General features: G+C 43.0%; 15 protein-coding genes. 6 read left to right on the top strand and 9 right to left on the bottom strand.

The features are described from left to right. The first annotated feature begins 480 nt into the window (after nt 1-480). The gene (locus F6K37_RS09965; RefSeq protein ID WP_008189952.1) at nt 481-1,266 is read left to right on the top strand and encodes a PEP-CTERM sorting domain-containing protein; all 786 of its coding nucleotides are present in this window, start codon (nt 481-483) and stop codon (nt 1,264-1,266) included. A 66-nt stretch (nt 1,267-1,332) separates the two neighbouring features. Here the strand turns inward: F6K37_RS09965 and F6K37_RS09960 are convergent, their stop codons facing one another. Continuing rightward, nucleotides 1,333-4,038 (bottom strand): DUF3536 domain-containing protein, encoded by a 2,706-nt coding sequence (locus F6K37_RS09960; protein ID WP_008189954.1) that lies wholly within the window; start codon nt 4,036-4,038, stop codon nt 1,333-1,335. Between the two features lie 861 nt (nt 4,039-4,899). On the opposite strand from F6K37_RS09960, the gene cax reads away from it, so the two are divergent. Together cax and F6K37_RS09950 are read left to right on the top strand one after the other, a co-directional pair. Then, the gene (cax, locus tag F6K37_RS09955; RefSeq protein WP_008189958.1) at nt 4,900-6,018 is read left to right on the top strand and encodes a calcium/proton exchanger; all 1,119 of its coding nucleotides are present in this window, start codon (nt 4,900-4,902) and stop codon (nt 6,016-6,018) included. A 329-nt stretch (nt 6,019-6,347) separates the two neighbouring features. Continuing rightward, nucleotides 6,348-7,547 (top strand): serine/threonine protein kinase, encoded by a 1,200-nt coding sequence (locus F6K37_RS09950; protein WP_287249861.1) that lies wholly within the window; start codon nt 6,348-6,350, stop codon nt 7,545-7,547. 90 nt (nt 7,548-7,637) lie between these two features. Here the strand turns inward: F6K37_RS09950 and F6K37_RS09945 are convergent, their stop codons facing one another. Further along, nucleotides 7,638-9,905: a recombinase family protein gene (locus tag F6K37_RS09945; protein WP_287249859.1), complete on the bottom strand. Its 2,268-nt coding sequence runs from the start codon at nt 9,903-9,905 to the stop codon at nt 7,638-7,640. A 90-nt stretch (nt 9,906-9,995) separates the two neighbouring features. On the opposite strand from F6K37_RS09945, the gene F6K37_RS09940 reads away from it, so the two are divergent. Then, the gene (locus tag F6K37_RS09940; protein ID WP_287249856.1) at nt 9,996-11,387 is read left to right on the top strand and encodes a proton extrusion protein PcxA; all 1,392 of its coding nucleotides are present in this window, start codon (nt 9,996-9,998) and stop codon (nt 11,385-11,387) included. A gap of 126 nt (nt 11,388-11,513) precedes the next feature. Here the strand turns inward: F6K37_RS09940 and F6K37_RS09935 are convergent, their stop codons facing one another. The 4 genes from F6K37_RS09935 to F6K37_RS09920 form a co-directional block, all read right to left on the bottom strand. Next, nucleotides 11,514-12,071 (bottom strand): ElyC/SanA/YdcF family protein, encoded by a 558-nt coding sequence (locus F6K37_RS09935; RefSeq protein WP_008189968.1) that lies wholly within the window; start codon nt 12,069-12,071, stop codon nt 11,514-11,516. A 623-nt stretch (nt 12,072-12,694) separates the two neighbouring features. Continuing rightward, on the bottom strand, nt 12,695-12,844 hold the full coding sequence (locus F6K37_RS09930) for a hypothetical protein (RefSeq protein WP_287249853.1): 150 nt from the start codon (nt 12,842-12,844) through the stop codon (nt 12,695-12,697). Beyond that, nucleotides 12,816-13,469 (bottom strand): DUF2301 domain-containing membrane protein, encoded by a 654-nt coding sequence (locus F6K37_RS09925; protein ID WP_071102652.1) that lies wholly within the window; start codon nt 13,467-13,469, stop codon nt 12,816-12,818. Before F6K37_RS09925 ends, F6K37_RS09930 begins: the two co-directional genes overlap by 29 nt. Nucleotides 13,470-13,505: 36 nt before the next feature. Next, entirely contained in the window at nt 13,506-14,297 is a 792-nt protein-coding gene (locus tag F6K37_RS09920) for an SAM hydrolase/SAM-dependent halogenase family protein (protein ID WP_287249864.1), read from the bottom strand. A 296-nt stretch (nt 14,298-14,593) separates the two neighbouring features. On the opposite strand from F6K37_RS09920, the gene F6K37_RS09915 reads away from it, so the two are divergent. Further along, entirely contained in the window at nt 14,594-15,232 is a 639-nt protein-coding gene (locus F6K37_RS09915) for a DUF1361 domain-containing protein (RefSeq protein ID WP_008189975.1), read from the top strand. Between the two features lie 22 nt (nt 15,233-15,254). Here the strand turns inward: F6K37_RS09915 and F6K37_RS09910 are convergent, their stop codons facing one another. The 3 genes from F6K37_RS09910 to gmd form a co-directional block, all read right to left on the bottom strand. After that, nucleotides 15,255-17,456: a GumC family protein gene (locus F6K37_RS09910; RefSeq protein ID WP_008189977.1), complete on the bottom strand. Its 2,202-nt coding sequence runs from the start codon at nt 17,454-17,456 to the stop codon at nt 15,255-15,257. 493 nt (nt 17,457-17,949) lie between these two features. Continuing rightward, on the bottom strand, nt 17,950-18,894 hold the full coding sequence (locus tag F6K37_RS09905; protein ID WP_287249849.1) for a GDP-L-fucose synthase family protein: 945 nt from the start codon (nt 18,892-18,894) through the stop codon (nt 17,950-17,952). Nucleotides 18,895-19,070: 176 nt separating this feature from the next. Next, nucleotides 19,071-20,150: a GDP-mannose 4,6-dehydratase gene (gene gmd, locus F6K37_RS09900; RefSeq protein ID WP_044495291.1), complete on the bottom strand. Its 1,080-nt coding sequence runs from the start codon at nt 20,148-20,150 to the stop codon at nt 19,071-19,073. 1,102 nt (nt 20,151-21,252) lie between these two features. Here gmd and F6K37_RS09895 point away from each other — a divergent pair. Continuing rightward, nucleotides 21,253-22,683 (top strand): sugar transferase, encoded by a 1,431-nt coding sequence (locus F6K37_RS09895; RefSeq protein WP_008189982.1) that lies wholly within the window; start codon nt 21,253-21,255, stop codon nt 22,681-22,683. Nucleotides 22,684-23,197: the final 514 nt, after the last annotated feature.

The raw sequence follows: 23,197 nt of genomic DNA, 5'->3' as shown, positions 1-23,197 counted from the left end.
GATTTTGTGAATCCTACCGATTCATAGTTTCGGAGAGAGAAAAATCTAGTTAAATTTAATGAATATAAACATAAGCAAAAGGTAAATAATTTTCTCTTTTGTAGGTTTACTATAAGCATTCAGCCGTCAGCTTTCAGCTTTCAGCTGCTGCCAAGGATTCATAGTCTTGGGCTGATGGGCTTTTCCCCAGACTTTGAATTCTCTAAAATCTCGAATGCTTAAATTCTACCGTTTGAGGTTTATTTTAAGCATTAGGCTGACCGCTGACGGCTGATAGCTTAATGCTTAGGATTTACTGATCTTACTTTGGAGTAGTTTATTGATATCAAGTCCGGTAGCATCAGTATTGTCTAAAACAAGAGTATTCAAGGAAAAAGGGCACAAAAAAGCCGACTATAAACCAGGGAATCAAACGGACTTGATATCAAATTTCAGAGTAAGGTCACTGTCTACATCTAAGAGTTGCAGCATAAAACTATCATGAAAAAATTACCAATAGCTATGGCTGGGGCAGTAGTTTTTAGCCTAGGAACAATAGGAACAGCTCAGGCGGCATCCTTCCTCTCTACTTCCAATGGACAAGTTGGAAAAATCGATACTTCAACCGGAAAATTCACACCATTGAACAGCGACGGTATCCCCTTTTTTGATATAGCTTTATCAAATAGTGGGGAGCTATTTGGTGTCACTCCCAGCGCTTTGTATAGTATTGATAAAAGCACGGGTTTATCCTCCCTAATTGGCTACCTTTTTGCGTTTATAAATGCTTTAGGGTTTTCTGATGATGATAACGTGCTTTACGGCGCTGGAGATGATAGTTTTTATACTATTGATACCTCTAGTGGTGCTGCATCATTAGTGGCTACAATTCCTAACTTCAACAGCAGTGGCGACATAGCATTCGATTCTGTAAATAATCAATTTTTTGCCACATCACTCTCTGTTGACGGCAGCTCTGACATCTTGTTCTCTATCGCTAATGACGGTACAGCTACTGAGATTGGTAGTATCGGCTTTAGGGATATATTTGGCTTGTTCTTTGAAAATGGAACCTTGTTCGGTTACACAGCTGATCGACAACAGATCACCATCGATCCAACCACAGGAGCAGGTACTTTTAGTCAAAATGTCGCCTTCGGGGGTATTAATAGGATCTTTGGAGCAGCAGCTGTTTCTAAGACTACTGTTCCTGAACCGATGTCGGTGCTAAGTCTGCTAGCAGTAGGAGCCTTTGGTGCCAGTGTGCTCTCTAATCACAAACTGTAATAGCAACGCTATAGTTAAAAGCTATAGTTAACTGTTGATGATTCACGGTAACCAACCTACACTCTCCTACCCTGGTGAGGGTAGATTGGTTACCCAACCACTGAGATCCACTGCTAAGGTTTGACCCAACTTGAGTAGGGGGCTTGGGGAAAGTGAAGTACTAAGGGAAGCACTGGAGGTACACATGTTACATAGCCAGGGATAGCTGCCATTGCTATCACTATCTTTACTATCTTTCTTTAAGTCTTGGCTTTGGATCAGCTGAGGCAAAAGTTGGTTATGTAAGTACTGCAAGTAAAGTTCTTGGCAACGATCTAAGGATAAGCTTAGATTGAGCTGATTGCCTAGATCAATCATTTTGTCTAGCCGTTGAATATCGACTTCCACTTCCTCTGGGTTGCTATCGTAAAGAATTTGCCAGAGCGTACGCAAAATTAACTTTTCTAAGGTTTGCTTGACTTCTAGGGTATTCAACTGACAGTGGAGATGATTCGCTGCTATTGCGATCGCTTCTAACTCTGCCAAGCTACTCCATACCACCTGCTGATCACTGCTATCACTATCTAATGCCCTAATCACAGTAATACACTGATTGGATATAGCAATTTCTGCTGCTACTTGCAACTCCTTGGGAACAGATAACCCACCCTGATGGAAAGCCATCAAGGCTCTATAGTTATCCCGATAAACCTGGGTATAGAGCTGATCCAAACGGGTCAAGGTTTCCTGGCTCAACAGCTGCATAATCCGGTGTCGCTCTTCAGCAAACAGATGCTGCAAATTAAAATGTTGCTGCCCAAACAGCTGATTCATTACCAAAATTGTGTGGGCTGCACTGCCTTGGTCTAGGGCATTAAATAATGTGTCCAACCGCTGGCGGTAGCCTCGACATTCAGCAAGGGGTTGAATACAGCAGTGGAAGTCCCAACCACCTAGGTATAGCAAGGCAAACACAAAATCATCACTTTCCCTAGTTATTTCAGAAACCAATTGTAACTGTCCCACAGCTAGGGTTAATGCCCCGATTCGTTTTAGCTGGTAATATTGCTGATGGGCATAGTAACAGTAGATTTTGTCTTCTTGGGAATAGTTGTTAAATAGGGAAGTAATGGCATAGTCTGCTACTACTTGCTTCCAGCTAACGTGGGCTGACACCACTAGTTGGCGATAAATCTGGTCACCAGTTTTAAAGCATTCCACATTACTGGGTGCTAGAGCAAGGCGTTGGATAAATTCTTCTTGCAGTTGGACTTTAGCAACATCACCAGCTAACTCGATAGCACGGGCAGCATACCGCAGAATCTGAACCCCTTCTGGACGGGAGATTTCCTCAAAAAACCAACCACAACTGGTATACATCAGCAGAGCATGACGCTGCATTTCCAGGAGTCGTAAGGCATCCACTTGTTGGGCTTGAGCCAGTGGGTGAGTACTATGACGCTCCAGAAAACTTTCCACATTGGCTGGGGAACGGTTCTGAACCACTTGGATATACTCATCCCGGGCTAGCCAAGGGTCATGGAAGAATTGGCTAGCAGTCTCTTGATATACCTGAATCAATTCATCCCGTAACCAATCCAGGGCATTCCGCAGGGGACGACGCCACGTTTGGTACCACTTCCCGCCACCACCACAGCCACAATCATCTTGCCAACGGTCAACCCCATGGGAGCAACTCCAGGCTGTTACTGGCTTCAGTACCACTTCCCAGGTGGGCGGATTAAAGCTAAGGTAGTGGGCAAAGTTGGTTACTGTCCAGTTGCGCTGGGGAAACTCATGGGTAAAAGCGTAGGCAATACACTTCTCAGTGCCTGTTTTGTGATGGCCAAAGGTTTCCCCATCCGTTGCCACAGCAATCAACTGGGCACTGCGATGATCCCCACGTACTGCTTGACCCAAACGCTTGGCGAAGTGTTCAGTACTGCTGAGTAAATCATTGAAGCCCATATCTCTGGAGATTGGGCCATCATAGAAAAAGATATCAATAAATTTGCCATTTTTGAGGAAGCAACGGTAAGGCCGAGTAGGGTCAATCTGAGCACCTCCCACTTCCTGCCATGGAGAATTACTATTGTGTTCACTGGTGAGTTCAGTGGGAATTGGGCGGCAACGTTGAGCTTGGGCAGGGGCTAGGATAATAAAGCGAATATCTTCTGCTACCAATGCTTCCAAGGTGGGATAGTCTACTGCCGTTTCCGCCAGCCACATCCCTTCGGGTTCACGACCAAAGCGGGAACGGAAGTCCGCTTTTCCCCAACGGATTTGGGTGTATTTGTCCCGTTCATTGGCTAAGGGAAGGATGATGTGGTTGTACACTTGAGCGATCGCATTTCCGTGACCATTTAAGCGATCGCAACTCTTCTTGTCCGCTTCCAGAATCCGCTGATACACTTCCACATCGTAATTTTCCAGCCAGGACATTAACGTTGGACCAATATTGAAGCTCAAATACTCATAGTTATTGACAATATCTATTACTTCTCCTTGGTCATTTAATACCCTAGCAAAGGCATTGGGGCGGTAGCACTCATAGTAAATCCGTTCGTTCCAGTCATGAAACGGAGCAGCAGTAGGCTGACGCTCAATCGTATCTAGATCAGGGTTTTCCCGAGGCGGTTGGTAGAAATGACCGTGGATAGTAATATAGACACCTGTGGCAGGATCTAGGGGGTCGTTGTTGAGCGTCGAGTAGTGTTTGATCTTGGCAGTGGACTTAGCAGTGGACTTTATTTCCTCAGCTTGTAACACTAGCAGTTCAGCTACTGAAGTCATGGGAATATGCATTCAAAAAACAGCAACACAGCTCACCCAACCCGATAACTTCATGTTTGGGACCCGGAGCGCGAATACCCTTGAGCAAACTTATACTGGTTTGGCAGTAACGAACAAAAGTAGCGGATAGTTGGGACAGCGGATAGTTGGGACAAACGTTAAATGCTTAACACAATGATTAATTCAACCGCAAGGTTTAATTCAAGTAACTCCAATCAGTTTATGCAAATTGCGGTAATCTTATCAATCTTCACCAGATCATAGCAAATTTCTATGGTTAAAAAATATACCCTAGGACTGATGCGCTTGAGGAATCGTTGAGTTATGAAAAGCTTTATTGAGCACACCAGGGACAGAGTAAGGTACTTGACTATCTAATTTGTGTATATCAGTTGATCGGCTAACACCCATGTAAATTGAATTTGTTCATGTTATAGCAGAAGTCAGAAGTCAGAAGTCAGAAGTTAAACTCAAGCCAAACTGTAGTTTGAGACTTTTGTCATGTCCTAATTACCCTGGCGACTGCTATATCAAAGAAACCGTCAAACCATCTGCCCACCTCCGTATCTCCCCATTTCCCCATCAGTCTCAACCCAAAAATTAAGTGCGTGACAGCTTAGGGGCGTGACAGCTTAGGGAGACGGGGGGATGGGAAGAGGGATTGACCAAGCCCCTTGTAATACTGCCCTAGTCCCTGAAACTAACTAGAATAGTCAGGACTTACGCGGTTAAGTTGATTTCGCCCCGCTAGCACCCCAATTATGGGGCGGGTAATGATGTCAAAGTCCCCCAGAATTGGGAGACCAACGGGGGCAAATGCGTAAGTCCTCATAGTAATTCTTTTGAGGTAAAGAAACCTAAATGCTCACCAAAAACCAAATTTTGTCAATTTTGCTAGTGTTTATTCCCATTTCAGTAGCCGCTGAATTTCTAGAGTGGAACTCGGCAGTTATCTTCATTACCTCTTGCTTAGCAATTATTCCTTTAGCAGCATGGATGGGAACAGCCACAGAAGAAATTGCTGTGGTGCTCGGTCCAAACCTAGGAGGGCTATTAAATGCCACCTTTGGCAATGCTACAGAATTAATCATTGCCCTAATTGCCCTCAATGCTGGGTTAGTAGAAGTGGTTAAAGCGACCATCACTGGCTCCATCATCGGTAACCTACTCCTAGTGATGGGATTTGCGATGCTGCTGGGTGGATTGCGTTACAAAGAACAGGAGTTTCAGCCCATTGTGGCGCGGGTGAATGCCTCTTCAATGAACCTAGCGGTGATTGCCATGTTGCTACCGACAGCAATGGATACCACATCTATTGGTATTCCTCAATCTACATTACAACAGCTTTCAGTAGCAGTTGCCCTGGTTTTAATTCTGGTTTATGGGCTAACTCTGTTATTTTCCATGAAAACCCACACCTATCTGTTTGATGTAGGCATGGCGGAAATGGAGTTAGAAGAAACAGATCACGGTGAAATTGCCAGTTCCGAATCTAAACATCAACCTAATATTTTGTTGTGGGTAGGAGTCTTGGTAGTGGTTACCCTGCTAGTAGCTCTAGAATCAGAACTTTTGGTGGATAGCTTGGAATCTGCCACATCACAGTTAGGACTAACAGCCCTGTTTACCGGAGTAATTTTACTCCCCGTAGTTGGTAATGCAGCAGAACACGCCACTGCGGTAACTGTCGCCATGAAGAATAAGATGGATCTCTCAGTTTCGGTAGCCGTAGGGTCTAGTCTGCAAATTGCCCTATTTGTTGCCCCAGTGTTAGTGCTAGCTGGGTGGTTTATGGGTCAGCCCATGGATTTGGATTTTAATCCCTTTGAATTGGTAGCAGTAGCCGTAGCTGTGTTGATTACTAATTCAATTAGTTCTGATGGTAAGTCCAACTGGCTCGAAGGAGTTTTGCTATTAGCAGCTTATGTCGTCTTAGGACTAGCGTTTTACTTCCATCCAGTGGTTGAAGGATTGGGTTGAGTTAACGCCTAGTGTGTAGAGTTTGACCGTTGAAGGTGATGATGAACAAAGGGATGCTCGCCCGGTCGTAGCTACGGGAAGGCAAATTTCAAGTGAATAAACTTGTCAACATCCCTGTTATCCCAGAAAAATCTGGCTATATTAAAGCTAGAGGGGTCGAATGTCAATGATAAATCGGTTTGATTTGTAAGACAAATTGATTGGTAAGAAAAATAATCATCTAATCCACCCCTTTAGCCTTTGCCCTTTGCCCTTCATCCACCCATCTAGCTTGAGATTAACCGAGCACGCTGATGGGATGGATGAGCCCCTGAGGACATTAAGCCGAGATGCTGGAAGCCGAACAGATATTACATGAGCGCTATCAACTCAAGCAACAACTGGGACATAATGCTGGACGACAAACTTGGCTAGCTGAGGATCTAGGAGTGTCACCTCCAGAATTGGTAGTTGTTAAACTGCTGGCATTTGGTGGTGACGTTAATTGGGACGATTTAAAACTCTTTGAGCGAGAAGCACAGGTGCTTAAACAGCTCAATCATCCCCGGATTCCCAAGTATCTTGATTATTTTAACATTGATGACCGAGTACTCTGGTTTGGCTTGGTACACAACTATATCCCTGGCTCCTCCCTCAAGGAACAACTAAATCAAGGTAAACGATTTACAGAAGGGGAAGTGCGCCAAATCGCTGTGGATGTGCTGAAAATTCTTGAATTTCTCCATCAGCTGAATCCAGCCGTACTGCACCGAGATATTAAGCCTAGCAATCTAATTTTAGGGGATGATGGGCAGATTTATGTCATCGATTTCGGGTCAGTGCAGGATCGGGCATCCCAAGAGGGCGCGACATTTACGGTAGTGGGAACCTATGGTTACGCCCCCATGGAACAGTTTGGTGGTAGGGCAGTACCAGCATCGGATTTGTATGGCTTAGGGGCGACGTTGATTCATTTGCTCACCAGGACTGCACCCGCTGACTTGCCCCAGCGGAATTTGCGCATTTGCTTTAAAGACCAAGTCAACCTCAGTGCTAACCTGATTAGCTGGATTCAGAAGCTGACCGAACCGGCTCCAGAGCAACGCTTCAAAAGTGCGTCTGAAGCAATTCTAGCCTTAGAGTTGGGCATGACACTTAATACTCCCAAAAACAACAAACTGAGCAGACCCACCCAAGCCACCTTTGTGAATAATTCAGGTCAAGGGGGTGTATTGGATGATGGAGTACCGGTACCAGATGAAATCAAAGGCTGGAACTGGGGGGCTTTTTTGATACCTTGGTTTTGGTCTATGACGAATAATGTTTGGATTGGACTGATAGCCTTTGTGCCTCAAGTTGGTTGGTTTATGGCGATCGCGCTCGGTGCCAAGGGAAATGAATGGGCTTGGAAAAGTCGTCGCTGGCGGAGTATCGAACACTTCAAAGCTCACCAAAGAGGCTGGGCAATCGCGGGCATTGTCTTTCTTTTTGGCTTACCATTGAGCGTGATATGTTTGATACTTCTCTTGGCCTTTATCTATGATTTTTAATACGGAAAGGATCTAGCTTGCCCCTTCGCGCTGGTAAAAGTTGAACTCAAACATGCCAAGACTTCTAACAGAAATATCCCAGTATAATTGTCAAGAAACAGCAGTATTTATCGCAGTATGTATCAAAGATAATAACGGACCATTCTGCTCTGTGCCACTAACAGCTAATTCGCTATGACACAAGTAAACCCGCTCTGTAACTCTACCGAATAAATCTCGCAAAATTCGCTCTAATCGCTGTTGATCAGCTTGGACTTTATCTTCCTCTGTCCAAGGACGTCCAGACCATTCCTTTAGAAAAAGATGAGCTCCGAAAAGGGTAGCTGCACCACCACTGAGCCAGAGGGAAGAACCTGCATCTAACCAAAAGTGCCAACGGTGGCAGCGGCGAGCGGCACGGTATTGGAAAATAGTAGCGAGGGTAACGCCATTGGTAGCTGTGGGTAGGCGGCGGACGGGATAGGGATTAGCAGTAACGGTGCCACGACGTAGCATCAGAATGAATTGGGCGATAGTTTGGGTGGAACGCTGACGGTTAGACGGTTGTTGGTTGGTTTGGCTCGAATCATTCACCTTCAACTCTTTCCCCAAGCGTCCATTCACTTCCCAGTAGTGTTGAGCGGTTTCCATCAGTTCCCGCAGTGCTGCTAGCTGGTCATAGGCGAGATTAGAACCATGCCACAAAAATTTCTGAATGGCGCGGTCGAAAACTACCAGGCACGAAGGAATCAGACCCTGTTGTTGTTGCTCCCGCTGTAGTTCTAACCATTGGAAAATCTCTGAGTAGGCAGTTGTTGCCTGATGCCCTAACCTATCCCAACGAGGAAACGACTCCACTGGTAACAGACGAGGTTGCTCAGGATCAGGAGCATAGCAGTGATCCGCTAATAAACCAGCACGGACAGGATCAATTAGGGTTGCCGGTTGCAGATTTGAACCCTCAACCTTCAACCTTTCAACATTCAACCTTTCAACCTTCAACCTTTCAACATTCAACCTTTCACCCTTCAACTCCTGTACTTGTGGTTGGCTACTGAGTACTACCAACATTTGTGCGATCGCATCTCGATTCACTAACCGTCCCAAGCCAGGATACACTAGCGCTAGTAGGGTTAGTAATCCCTGAATCATCGGTGAGCTAATTAATGGACGCTGGTCGTTGAGGGGTTCTACGGCAATGCCTTCCTTAGTCAGGATTTCCGTTAAGGTGTAGCGTGCGATCGCATCTAGACCTGGAGCAATGATCGCAATTTCACCAGGCTGCACTTGCCCAGACTTGACCGCTTGACTTATCACCCCAGCCGTTTGCTGCAACAGTTGAGCGCGGGAGGTAGTTTGAATCGATTGGATAGACTCAGGTAGACCTTCAATAAACATGGAATTACTAATTAATTCCACTACTGTGTTTGCCAATTCATCTCGAAAAGCATCAACAGATAAATCCGGTAAGATTTCCACCAAGCAACGGGATGCCAAATCCGCTAGATAATTCGGGTCAGCATTAAGTCCCAAGCGTACCTGTCCATTAGGATTAAAGCTAAAAGCTCCCACAGCCCCTTGATTGAGTAGAGTCTCAAATAAATCCCGAGCGATCGCGGGATAGTCATCCACATCATCCGCCAGCACTGCCTGATAGCGCTGCTGCAAATACTGCTGATAAGTGGGGTCTGGCAACAAATACCGCCAATACAGTTCAGCAATAATCCCGTAGGTTAATAATCCCCTTTCTAGACACCAGCTTCGCCACTCTAGCAAAAGCTTTCCCACAGTTGACCAAAGTTCCGGGTTTCCTTCCTCCTCTGGAATCCCGACCGTTAACATGTGGGGAATGTCTTCAACAGGTATCCCACTCACTGCTGCTAATTGTAACAAGTCCAGGAGCCGACGAACTCTAGTGTAATCATTCCCCCCTGGCAGTTGTAGTAGATCATTATCCAGGTCAGTACGCCAGTGCTGGGTGGCTAAGTCCTGCTCAGTCTCAGGACGCAATCGCAACGGAAACTGTGCCTTGAAGTCCAATCGCCCAATTAACAAGGGCCAAAATAGCATTACCTCATCTTGAAAAAAACCTAAAGGTGTCTTGGAAAGTACGGGATACCGTCCCCGGATTACCTCTGTCAGCCGATCCGCCAACTCACGCCGATTATCGTCATTAGCCGCAAACACCAAAATTCCTGGGGCTTTTGAGGGGGTTCTTTGATATCTTGAACTCGACTTTGGGTTTGACCAATCCAGTCCTCCTTCAACCCATTGGTAAAACTGACTCACAAGGCGAGTTGTTTTGCCAGTGCGAGTTGAGCCAATTATCCACAGTGAATTTTGAACCACGGAATTTTTCTTTAGGTAATTTGTTATCATACCACATGAACTAGGATGTAAGAGTTCTAGGAATAATTAGGTGCAAGAGCGCACCCCTGAGATGTTCAGAGTATGAACCTAAAGAATTGAATGAATCTTCAAACAATCTTACGCACAGCTAGACAATGGTTCTTCAATACACCAGAGAGAGCCTTGGATCAGGCATACAAAGCGGCACTAAAAATTAAAGCGATTGAAGATGAATATTTTGGAGGTAAAAAAATCTCCGCCGATACCAGTCAATATAGTAACAGCGTTATTGCCTATTTTGAGGCAGAAATTAATAAATATATAAAGACTATCAACCTTAGACTAGCAGAATTTAAAACCAGTCGTTCTGTTATAATAAATTCTGAATTAACTGGATCTAATCCTCTCGAAACTAGTCAACAACAAGCTAGGGAAAATTCTCGGTTATCTGAGTCAATCGACCTCAGCGATCAGCAGTCAATACTTATTGAAAAATTAAATTTTATTGATGAAATTATCAACAAGTATGATCCACCAAAACCCGAAAAATCCACCGCAGCCTTGATTCCCATAGACCAAAAGCCAGATAATCAGATTACTAACGCCAGTCCAAGAGAAGTTGTCAAGCAAAATTCCAATCTTAGAGAAGCTGCTTATTTGGAATCAGACAACAATTCATCTCGAAATAATCAAGGAGCTAACTCCAAAAAAATAACCGATAAAACCGGTGTATTACCTAGGTCAATTGTAGGGACAGTAAAAAGAATTCAGCAGGAACTCGATCCACGAGCCGAAGAGAAAGTTGTCAAAACCTTTCGTCGGTCTCAACGTAAAACCGTAATCTCTATTAAATTTATCCTAATTTTAACTATTGTTCCTATTTTAACTCAGCAAATTTCTAAAACGTTTTTAGTTAGTCCCATAGTTGAACACTTTAGAAGTAGCCAGGAATCAGCTATTTTTTTAAATTATGAGATGGAAGAAGAAGCTCTGATAGAGTTAAAAAAATTTGAAGAAGAACTCCACTTTAGAAGCTTACTGGGATTTACTCCTAAACTATCTGAGGAGGAGATGAAAGAAGAGATTAAGCATAAAGCTAATGAACTGGCAGAAGACTATCATAATCAAGGGTCCAATGCCATTAAAAATATTTTTGCTGACATTATAGCTCTAGTTGCTTTTGCCTTAGTTATCATGAACAGCAAACGAGATATAATTATTTTAAAATCTTTTATGGATGATATTATCTATGGACTTAGTGATAGTGCCAAAGCGTTTATCATTATTTTGTTTACCGATATGTTTGTAGGATTCCACTCTCCCCACGGTTGGGAAGTAATCCTAGAAGCCGTATCCCGACATTTAGGAATACCAGAAAGTCGAGAGTTTATATTTTTGTTCATTGCCACATTTCCAGTTATCTTGGATTCGGTTATCAAATATTGGATTTTCCGCTATCTGAATCGGATATCTCCTTCAGCAGTAGCTACCTATCGCACCATGAATGAATAATAATATAGCAGTCGAAGTAAAGGTTAAAAAATGTTTCTGTTCCCAGATCCGCTGTTCCCTGTTCCCTATTCCCTACTCCCTACTCCCTCACCCAATTCACAACTGCTATAGCAGTTTTGGCAATCTTCAAACTTTCCAACTTACAACTTGAGCATAGAGATAAGCGATTGTTTCAGACATGATTGACCGCACTCCTTGACTAGAAACCCACCACTGTTTTGCTTCATAGTCAAGGGAGTTAGCGGCTATTGCTCCAACTTTAACCTCAGGAGCAAGAACTTGCTTAAATAGCATCCAACTTCTGCGAGTATGAACATCAAATGAATAAAGATTAATAGACTTGATTGATTTATCTGAGGTTAATAGCCACTCCCGTAACGCCTGAGCCGATGCTAACGTACGATTGACATTAACATCTGGTGCTGGAACAGCAACTAGTTTATCTGGCTCAACACCCAGTGCGATACACGTTGCCGCAGTCAGTTCAGCATAGGTTTTATACTCTGACAGATAATATCCTTTACGCAGAGGAGGGCCGGTGGTGATCAATTTTTGATAATTACCCCGATAAAATTCTTCGATGGCACCTTTTAAGGCATAGTCCGGTAGCCATCCTTCTACTACTAATGCATCAGCGTTAATCGGAGACTTAATCGATAAAAATGGGTGGATATGAGTTAACATAAAAAGACTGCAAGTAATAATCAAAAAAGTATTCACAAACCATCCTTGAACCGTTAAAACCCACTGTTTTCGCCTACATACTAAACGCATGATTGGGACTTTTAATGAAAAATTATCTCGTCAATAGTCACTAGTCATTAGTAACCACAAATAAATGATATTGTGGTCACTAATGTACGGTATAGTCTACGGTATAGAAAACCGTGGTCACCTAATCACTGATGACTAATAATCACTGATGACTAATAAGGTCTAGAGCATCTCACTTTTCTATTACTTACCAATCAAAGTCCCATCTGTCCGGATTATTTAAAAAAGGATTATAGTCAGTCCCCTTGCTTCCTTCGTTTATAGTATTGTTTTTTGGTAATTGACTAATGACTAGCAGCTTATTAATTCTCTACAGGTTTGTAAGCATTCAGCCGTCAGCTGTCAGCCGTCAGCTGTCAGCCGTCAGGTTAAAATAAACCTCAAACAGTATAATTTAAGAGTTCGAGATTAATGAGAATTTCAAGTCTGGGGAAAAGCTGATCATAAGCATATGCGCTACGGGCACGCTACTTGAGGTGCGGTCAAGCGGTCAGCCGTGAGCCTAAGGCTCACGCTGCTTGAGGTGCTTAATTTTATCCAAAAGCGGTTCGGTGTAGCGTGGCCTTAGGCCAATGGCTGATAGCTGATAGCTGATAGCTGATAGCTGATAGCTGATAGCTGATAGCTGATAGCTGATAGCTATTAGCTATTAGCTTACAGACGCTTCTTTTTGAGATACTCAAAAACCGACTTATCACCAATATCATCGGGAATCGGTTGCAATAGTTTACGCAGGGCAAACACCATAAACAAAACCGCCCATAGTCCTAATAGAATCATCTCCCAATCTGTAGACCAAAATCCAACGATATGTCCCAGTAACAGCATGGGTACTAGGGGAGTTAGGAATTTAGTTTCCAAGCGATTAAAGCAAAATGCTTCCTTGAAATAAATTCCGGTTAACGCTGCAAAGGTAAAACCAATTCCGAATAGAGAAATAGGATGGTTATAAATGTATATAGCAAGGGGCTCATTGCTGGAAAATGCCAGTACAATGGCGGAAATGCAACCAATGCCCCAAAAGATTTGTAGTAGGCGGTGCAGGGGGGCTAGATAAATATGAATAGTGACTAAGCTAACCCCTAGGGCAAGGCAGAATAAGCCATAAAGAGGAGTCAGGACATTTAAAATACTTGGGCTAGCTCCCCGCAATAGAATTAAATTACTCGCGATCGCAAAGCTCAAGGCTGCTACCACTAAGCCAGCGCGGTAGATAACTACGCCAATGCGATCGCTTTCGGTAATGGTAAATTCGCCAAACTGACCTTGGTAAACTACTGGTTCAGATGGTTGTAGTGATGTGGTCATAATATCCTGGAAAGGAACTCTGTACTAATTAACATTTTAATTTTTAATGCTTAATTCCACTGTATCTCCCCAATCCAGCTGTAATTGAGACTTAGCACTCCCACCGTTAACAGCGATTTCCACCCAACCATGACTACCAATTAGGGCAACGTACTCTCCAAGTGGGCAATTGCTGTAGGTTTGAGTATGGGGGATAATGCGATCGCTTATCTTAACCGACCAAATTTTGCCATCAACCTCAGCTCCTGGGATATTGGTGATTAAATTACCAAAATGGTCAACATATTGGATAGAACCAATAATCCCATCATCGGTTAGTCTTTTTATTGGCATATCTAGTGTTACCAAAGTGTTTGGCTCAATTACCTCTCCCAACCTTTCGATTGGTAAGCCACTAGCCAAGTGAGCTCCAACACTGGCAAAGATATCTCGACCATGAAACGTAGTGCTAGGATTTCTAGTGCGCCAGTAGTCTGAGTTGCTTAGCTCAACTGCTGCCATGAGTGGGTATTGCTCTAAAACTCCACTGAATAGCCCATTATCTGGACCGACCAAGAAACCCTGTGAGAGTTGGATAGCGATCGCTCTGCGGTGACTGCCGACTCCTGGATCAACCACCGCCACATGAACTGTCCCTGCTGGAAAGTAGGGATAGGCATTGAGCAAATTAAACCGAGCAGCGGCTAGGTTTTGAGGGGGGATTTGGTGAGTCAGGTCTACTATAGTCAAAGTTGGGTTAACTTGGGCAATGACACCCTTCATCACACCCACATAAACATCTTGTAAGCCAAAATCACTCAGGAGAGTAATAATCCGATTCTGAGGCATGGTTATCTCAAATCCAGTTGACTGATTATCATATCCCTTCTGGGGTAATGAGGCAGAATTGCTATGAGCTTCAAGGGCTTCCAACTTTAAACCTTAAACTTTCAACTTTCAACTTTCAACTTTCAACCGTCAACCGTCAACCGTCAACCGCTTATTAAGGCTGAAGTATGAAGTATGACCTATGAAAGCTCAAGCTCAAAGCTCAAGGCTGAACGGATGAGTTAGGATAAGGATTAAATTCAATACCACTTAAGAAGGCTAATCTACCCTAGAGCAAAGGTTCACTAATCATGTCTATGGACACATTACTAACTGAGGTATGGAAAGCTTGGCATAGCAACAATGACTGGATGGCTTGGAATTTGTTTCTAGCATCAATACCATTAGCTCTAAGTTTTTGGCTATTCCGCAGTAAATCTGGCTTACACTCCGGATTATGGTGGATAGGTTTAGCAGTTTTTATCCTATTTTTGCCCAATGCGCCCTATCTGCTCACCGATGTGATTCATCTAATTCAAGCCATTCGCAGGAATTACTCAGTATGGACAATTACTCTAGTTGTTATTCCCCAACATCTGCTAGTTATCCTAACCGGTTTTGAAGCTTACGTTCTATCTGTGATGAACCTAGGTGAGTATTTGCAGCGGCGAAGGTTAGGAAAGTTGATCTCCTCAGCTGAGTTAATTACTCATGCTCTGTGCGCCTTTGGTATTTATCTAGGACGATTCCAACGGTTCAACAGCTGGGACTTGGTTGCTCAACCCAATACCTTAGCTAAGGGCATGATTAATGATTTAACCTCGAAAGGTCCACTACTAGTGATGGCCGTAACATTCGTGGTGCTGACAGTATTTTACTGGATGATGAAGCAAATAACCTTAGGAATTATGATCAGAATGCGCCACCAACGTTCTGGCAGCGCAGCTTCTGGATAATAGATTCACAGCGTGCAAGGTTTTACGGCTGATTACATTCAGCCTTTTCTTGACTGACATCTGGCGGAGTATAGTTTTCCCTGTTGTGGTAGATATAGCCGTTAGGTTCGTTTTTGAAGATTACACCATTGGTAACTAACCCCAGAACATTTTGACCTGAGCTGTTGAGAATTTCCTTAGCCGCATTAGCGCTTGCAGAATCTACCTTTTCAGGTCGGGCCACCAGCAAAATGCCGTCAGCCATTTTGCCCAAAATTGGGGCATCAGCCATACCAGCTAATGCTGGAGTATCTAAGATAACGCAGTCATACTCTTGTGAGAACTTCTCCATCAGTGAAGCCATCTTCTGAGAGTCCAGAAGAGCCACAGGATTTGGAGGGATGACCCCAGCCATCAGAACATCAAGACCAGTCATTACTTCCTGTTTAGCCTGATCAAATTGAGCCTCACCCACGAGAATATTACTTAAACCCACTGAGTTAGTTAGTTCCCACAGATGATGTTGAGATGGATAACGCAGATCAGCATCGATTAGTAACACCCGACGTCCTACTTGAGCCATAGCTGCAGCTAAATTAGCACAGACATGAGACTTGCCTTCCTTAGGAACACAACTGGTTACTACAATCGATTGCAGTGGTCGATCAGAACTGATAAATTTCAGATTGGCTTGCAGAATTTGATAGGCTTCACCGATGACAGAGCGGGGCAAATCTCTCGGAAAAATGGGGAAAACATTCTGTTGAGAAAATCCACCAAAATAGCTTGTACTGACCAGCTTGCCGTAGTCTGGAATAACCCCTAACAACGTATATCTGAACAACTCTTTTAACTCTTTGAGCGTATGAACCGATCTGTCTAAGAGGTCGAGCAAGAAAGCCGTAGCGATCGCAACTAAGATACCAGCAAAGGCTCCCCCTGCCAGGATCAGGTTGGTTGGGATCGGAATCGGGTTTTCAGGAACGATAGCCTCTGAAATAACACGGGCATTACCTACATTTTGATTTTCCGCAACTCGGGTTTCTTGTAGTTTGCTTAACAAAATTTGGTAAGTTGCTTGTGCAGCAGCTACCCGTCGCTCCAGTTCCCGCTGATTCTGCTCTAGTCTCGGTAGGACTCTAGACCGCTGTTTGTAAGCCGACTGAGTATTGGTCAGAACAGCTAGCTGGCTAGTCAGCCCTAAACGCTGTACCTCGGACTGAACCAGTTCTGCAGTCAGTTGTTGCTGGATCGGTCCAAACTCTAACAAACTATTAACCGGTGGCGCTGGTTGTTGGCTACCAATGACCTGTGCTATTCGCTCTTGTAGTAGTTCTAATAGTGCAGCTTCCTGAAGAGCCAACTTAGCCACTGTCGGGTATTCATCGTTGAAGCGGGTGCGCTCGACTGCTAACTGAGCTTGTACCTCTTGGAGTTGTCTAAGTGCCTCCTGCACCCCAGTAGACTGGTTTAAAGACGTAGCTGCGACAGCTTGCTGTGTATCCAGACCGATCTTATTGCGCAAGCCCTCAGACTGAGCATTTATCTGTGCTAACTGAGCCTGAAGTTGAGAAATTTCGTCGTCTAATTTGGCAATCGACCCGACTGCAATGCTAGCTTCTTGTTGCAGATCTAATATTTTATTAGCTTCTTTGAATCTACGCAAATCCGCTTCTGCTTGGCTGACAGTAGCTTCAACTTTTGGGAGTTGTTTCTCAATAAAGTCACGAGCGGCGACAGCTTCCGCTCGGTTAGTTTGGATATCATTCTCTATGTAAACCCTAATCAGTGTGTTAACGATCTTTTCTGCCCAATTAGCATCAGGGGATTGATAGGAAATGGTTAGGATGTCTGTCCCCAAAATTGGTTTGACACTCAGTCCTCCTAAAATGACCCCAGGAGGGTAAAATTCACCGTTTTCATCCCTGAGGTTGAGAGCTCTGATGGTTTTTTCTATAATTGGTCTGGAACGAATAATTTCTACTTCCGTAGATAAGGGGTCGCTCTGGCGAGCCACATTATCAATCGTGCCAGTTGGATTATCCAACCCGGTCAGAGAAGAGGAATTATCTGTCTTTAACAGCAGTTGAGCTGCTGCTAAATAAACAGTTTTTTGAGAGGAGGCATACCATGCAGCAAGACCGAGAACACCACCAAAGGCTAGGGTAGCTGGCAAAAAGCGCCGTTTGAGAACTAGCCAGTATTTCTGAAAATCTATTTCTTCTGAATAGTCTATAGCTTCCATAATTGCTCAGGAAAAAAGTTTAATACTCACTGCAAAAAAAAATTAGTAGATTACTCACCCTTTTTTCACCGTCAGAAGCTAGGTATTTTTTTTATAAATCTATCTATAGTTAGATGCTATATAAATTAAAACAAATTAGGATGTTGGTTGATTATAGTTGATTAAGTTAGAGTTGTTAACAAGAATAAAAAAAATTTTACTATCATGTATATTTGGTTTTAGTGTTAATTTTATAAGTTTTTATGGTAATGGGTAATAGTTTGGTAGTCATCACAATTCCCCGTTGCCCATTACTAATTACCAAACCTTACACTCTTAATGCTTCCAGACAGGATATAAATTGTCTTTTGATTACTCTTCTACTAAAGTCTGTCTGGCTTTCCCCTTAGAGGGCGAAGTATTTGTATACAAACTGGCACTCTTGGAGCTACTGTTTAAGCTACATATCCAGGTACAAATACTTCGCCCCTACCTAAAATGGGTTTGGGTAGATTTAGCTAGCGTGTTGTCGATACCAGTCGATAGTATTCTTCAACCCCTGCTTAAACTCCATCTGAGCAGTGAAGTTAAACTCCTCCTTCGCTCGTTGAATATCCAGACAACGGCGAGGCTGACCATTGGGTTGATCAGTTTCCCAGACAATTTCTCCCTTAAATTCCATCAATTCGCAAATCAACTCAACTAAATCGCGAATTGAGATTTCATAGCCTGTACCCAAATTAACTGGCTCTGGTTGATTGTAATCCGTGGTAGCCATCACAATACCCCGTGCTGCATCAGTTGAGTAGAGAAACTCACGGGTAGGACTGCCATCACCCCACGCTGGCAATTTCATTTCTCCCTTTTGTTGGGCTTCATAGACTTTACGAATCAGGGCAGGTATTACGTGGGAACTGCTGGGGTCGAAATTATCTTCCGGACCATACAAGTTCACGGGTAACAGGTAGATGCCATTGAATCCATACTGTTGCCGATAGGCTTGTAGCTGGACTAAAAGAGCTTTCTTAGCAACCCCATAAGGGGCATTGGTTTCTTCCGGATAACCATCCCAGAGGTTATCCTCTTTAAACGGTACTGGTGTGAATTTGGGATAGGCACAGATGGTACCAACACAGACAAATTTTTCCACACCAGCTTCATAGGCGGCATGAATTAGCTGAGTACCCATCATTAAATTGTCATAGAATAGCTCAGCTGGCTTTTCTCGATTAAGACCAATGCCACCAACGTGAGCAGCAAGATGAATGATGATATCCTGCTGATCCACAGCTCTTTGACAGTTCTCTAAAGAACGCAGGTCATAATCACGCGATCGCGGAATAGTAATCTTCTGTGCATCCGCTCCAGCTTTACACAACTGATCCACTACCTGACGCCCTAGAAATCCAGCTCCACCAGTAACTAGAATTCTCTTATTACTAAGATCTAAACTTACCATTTATTTGTCATCCTTGCCTAGCTTTTGGAGAACTATCACCGTCTGGTACATCGCAATGCAAGCAGGAATATACTGAGTCATTATTCAACACAAATCCTATCGATCCGGATTTGTGGGTCAGATGTATTGGCTTGCATCACCGATGCTACCTTCATAATCAGTCATAAACTAACGGATTAGTCAACCATCGTAGCTAAGCCTTGACGGATATAGGCTTGATCATTCAAAGGTTGAGTACTTTTGCCGTTAGGGAGCGACAGACCCAAGGCTTGTAAATCCGCTTCTACCATTAAGGCTACCAACTGCTCAAAGGTTACAGATGGCTCCCAACCCAGCTTCTTCTTTGCCTTGGTGGGGTCACCAATAAGTAGATCTACCTCAGCAGGACGCAAATAACGCTTGTCAAACTCCACATAATCATGCCAATCCAGATTGACATATTTGAAGGCAATATCTAAAAATTCCTGAACCGAGTGGGTTTCACCAGTCGCTACCACATAATCATCTGGTTTGTCTTGCTGGAGCATCATCCACATTGCCTTGACATAGTCCTTAGCATAACCCCAGTCTCGCTTAGAATCAAGATTACCCAGGTAGAGTTTTTTCTGCTGACCTCCGACAATTCGGGCAATTGCTCGGGTAATCTTGCGGGTTACAAAGGTTTCCCCTCGACGGGGTGATTCGTGGTTAAATAGTATACCATTGCAGGCAAACATGCCATAGGATTCACGATAGTTTATAGTTTGCCAGTGAGCATACACTTTAGCACAGGCATAGGGAGAGCGGGGATAAAATGGAGTAGTTTCCTTTTGGGGTATCTCCTGTACCTTCCCAAACATCTCAGAAGAACCAGCTTGATAGAAACGCACGTCGATACCGGTGCGCTGACGATAGTCTCGAATCGCCTCCAAGAGTCGGAGAGTACCCATTCCCACCGAGTCAACGGTATATTCTGGGGAGTCAAAACTGACCCGAACATGGGATTGAGCCCCTAAGTTATAAATTTCCAATGGCTGAACCGCCTCTAAGATCCGGCGTAGGGTCACACCATCAGTCAAGTCACCGTAGTGTAGGAAGAACCGTGCGTTTTCATTGTGGGGGTCTACATAGATGTGGTCAATGCGATCTGTGTTGAAGGTGGAGGTCCTTCGGATAATACCGTGAACCTCATAGCCCTTTTCTAGCAACAACTCACTCAAGTAGGAACCGTCTTGACCTGTAATTCCAGTGATTAGCGCTCTCTTTGGTTCCGTCATTTTTTCCTTTTCCTGTAATGTAATGTGGGCAATTTTGGTAGATATTGCTTCCCGAGAAAATCTCCCATGCAAACTTCCCAGTTTGCATGGGAGTGAATCATCACCACGTTAACTCAAAAATTTATTTGTGGCTGTAGTGAATTTACCGTAAATAACCTCTCAGCCAAAATTTCACATATTCTCCACAGAAAGTTCAAAATTATCGATTAATACAATTCTTTAAAGAATAAAATAGTGTTGACGTAAATAAAATTTTGCGCTACAAAGTTGGTAGTTGCTTTTTTTTGACGAACCGATAAGGATGTTTGTGATTTTTTTTGATGATAGTTTTTTAGGCAAACATCCTTCCCAAATAGGGAGCCTCACATTTGATTACATGCATCGCCACTAATGCAGTAGTTTAGCATAGATATAAGTAGGGAGCATTCCACCTTAGAGGGTGTCTTTAAAGTTAAAAATTTTACAAATTTAGCCTAATTGCGCAGGTTATAAGTTCTCAAATTTTATGAGGATGCGCAGGTGAATTAGTTTGTCTAGCCCCATGGTTTAGTATGAGGTAGACTTTTGAAACACTGGTTTAGTCAAGCATCAAACAAAATTCAGTGTACGGCATTTTTATACTTAGATAGGAAGTCTAACCATTTTTCAAAACCATCCGGTTTTGTGCCTATTTATTTGTATAGATAATCGTTGATATTTTTATTTTTGCGGTTATCGCTGGTTCCTCGCAAAAAATCTCTGTATTGAATCAAAAAAATGGCCGATTTGCTTAAATTGATGGATAAGGGTCATACAGCGGTTTGCAATTCAATTAGGTACAAAATTATGGTTTTTTAGGGAGCAGGGAGCAGGGAGCAGGGAGCAGGGAGCAGGGAGCAGGGAGCAGCTAAGAGGGAAGAGGGAAAACAATCCTGTGTACCTGATAGTTATGCAAACCGCCGTAGTTAAAATTTATTTAGTGTTTTTTTATTAAATTATAATAATATGTTCTAAGAATTAGCATTTTTTTATAAGTATTAAATCCAAGTAGTTAGCATTAAATACCATTGAGTATTATTTATAATAATTTGGTTTTCATCGGATATTAATTAATGGAGTTGTCATGGAACTGCCCTTAACTGAAACCTATAGATTTGATATACGTGATCCTGTTTTTGCCAAACTTCGTCGCAATACCTATGCTGTATGGCTTCGCATCGTTACATTAGTTGTCACTGATGTATTCATGCTATTGATGGCATGCTTAATTGCCGTTAATTTTGGTAATCACATAAATAATGATTGGGGAATAGTCAATCAAGCAATACTAGTTTATGTAGTCATACCCTGGGAAATTTTATTGCTTGCTTTACAAGACCTTTATAATTCTGGTAACAAACGCCGTGACTACTTAGCTCTAGCCCAGACAATCACTTTTTCCCAGATTAGTCTACTCGTTATTGCTTGCCTGTATCAGCCCGATCAATTTGTGATTCAACCAATTTATAGTTTGTTGTGGCTATTAAGCCTCGCTCTTGTCTGCATCGGACGCTTAGGAATAGATTTTATTCTGAAACGGCTTCGCAAAAAAGGTTTACTTCGCTATCCAACCCTGATAATCTGTTCACCAGATCAACAACAAAAAGCAATTCAACTACTGGGGAACGAAGATTGTTATGGCATTATTAAATTCTTCGATGTTAATTTGTTAGATAAATCGAACATATCCGATTTTATTAAAGAAATTAGTGCTCTAGAGGTAGCCGAAGTCTTTGTTTGCTCTTGGAACAAGGTAAAAGATTATATGTTCTTTTACTGGAGTCTCAGAAACGCAGGTATAACCTTGCGAATTTTGTGTACAGAATTAGGACCTATTTACCAAAACTTGGAGATGTCTAGTATTGCTAGTGTACCTACCATACGGTTTTCTCCCCCTCTAATTACTGGTATTGACTTTTGGGCAAAAAGATGTTTTGATTTTGTGCTTTCTGTATTAGTAATGATTGTGCTTTTGCCACTGTTTGTTAGTATTTCCGTTTTAGTCAAGCTTGATTCGCCAGGACCGATATTTTACAAACAGGAAAGAGTGGGGTTACATAATAAACGATTTAAGGCTTGGAAATTTCGCAGTATGTTTGTGGATGCTGACCAACGCCTCAAAGATCTAGAAGCTCGTAATGAAATGAAAGATGGTGTTCTCTTTAAGATAAAAGATGATCCACGGATTACTAAAGTAGGAAAATTCATCCGCCGCTATAGCCTAGATGAACTTCCCCAATTATTTAACGTTCTCTTTGGAGAAATGAGTTTAGTTGGTCCTAGGCCCTTGCCAATCAGAGATGTCAATAAATTCTCTGAACAACACTTTATACGTCATGCAGTTTTACCGGGAATAACCGGACTTTGGCAAGTGTCGGGTCGTTCCGATATTACTTCTTTTGAAGAAGTGGTACGTCTAGATACTTTTTACATGGAAAATTGGTCACTATGGCTAGATTTGAAGATTTTAGTAAAAACTGCCATAGTGCTTTTACAAAAAAAAGGTGCTTACTAGTAACCTGAGTTCGAGATAACTAACTTTATCCAGGATTCAGGAGCTTCGAGTCAAGAGTCATACCGAGTTGCATTCAAAGATAGTAGATTGGTTGGATAGGGAGATAGGGAGATAGGGAGATAGGGAGATAGGGAAATTGGGAGATTGGGAGAAGAGAAAGTTGTACGTTTGACCGCAACTTGGTGTCAGAATAAATTATTTCTCAGTTAATTGGCAATTAAATCATAGTTTTATGCCATAAAATTATGTAGTCTGTCTTGATGCAGTCCCTACTCCCTACTCCCTACTCCCTACTCCCTACCTCACTTGGGTAGGTTTTTTACATTTGGGCGAGTACGTACTGGCACTCTTGTTGAAATTTCGCCAAATATGTCTGTCGGAAAATCTCCCAGAATTTCCACCGATTACCGACCCATCTCCCGCTCTTCCCCTCCTGGTCGGGGTTAGGGGTGGGTTCCGATTACCCATTCCCCATTCCCCATTCCCCATTCCCCATTCCCCATTCCCCATTCCC

Origin of the sequence: Moorena sp. SIO4E2 (genome assembly GCF_010671945.1) — a bacterium.
In the GTDB taxonomy this organism is placed as follows: Bacteria; Cyanobacteriota; Cyanobacteriia; order Cyanobacteriales; family Coleofasciculaceae; genus Moorena; species Moorena producens.
This window is presented reverse-complemented; position numbering and strand designations above follow the sequence as displayed.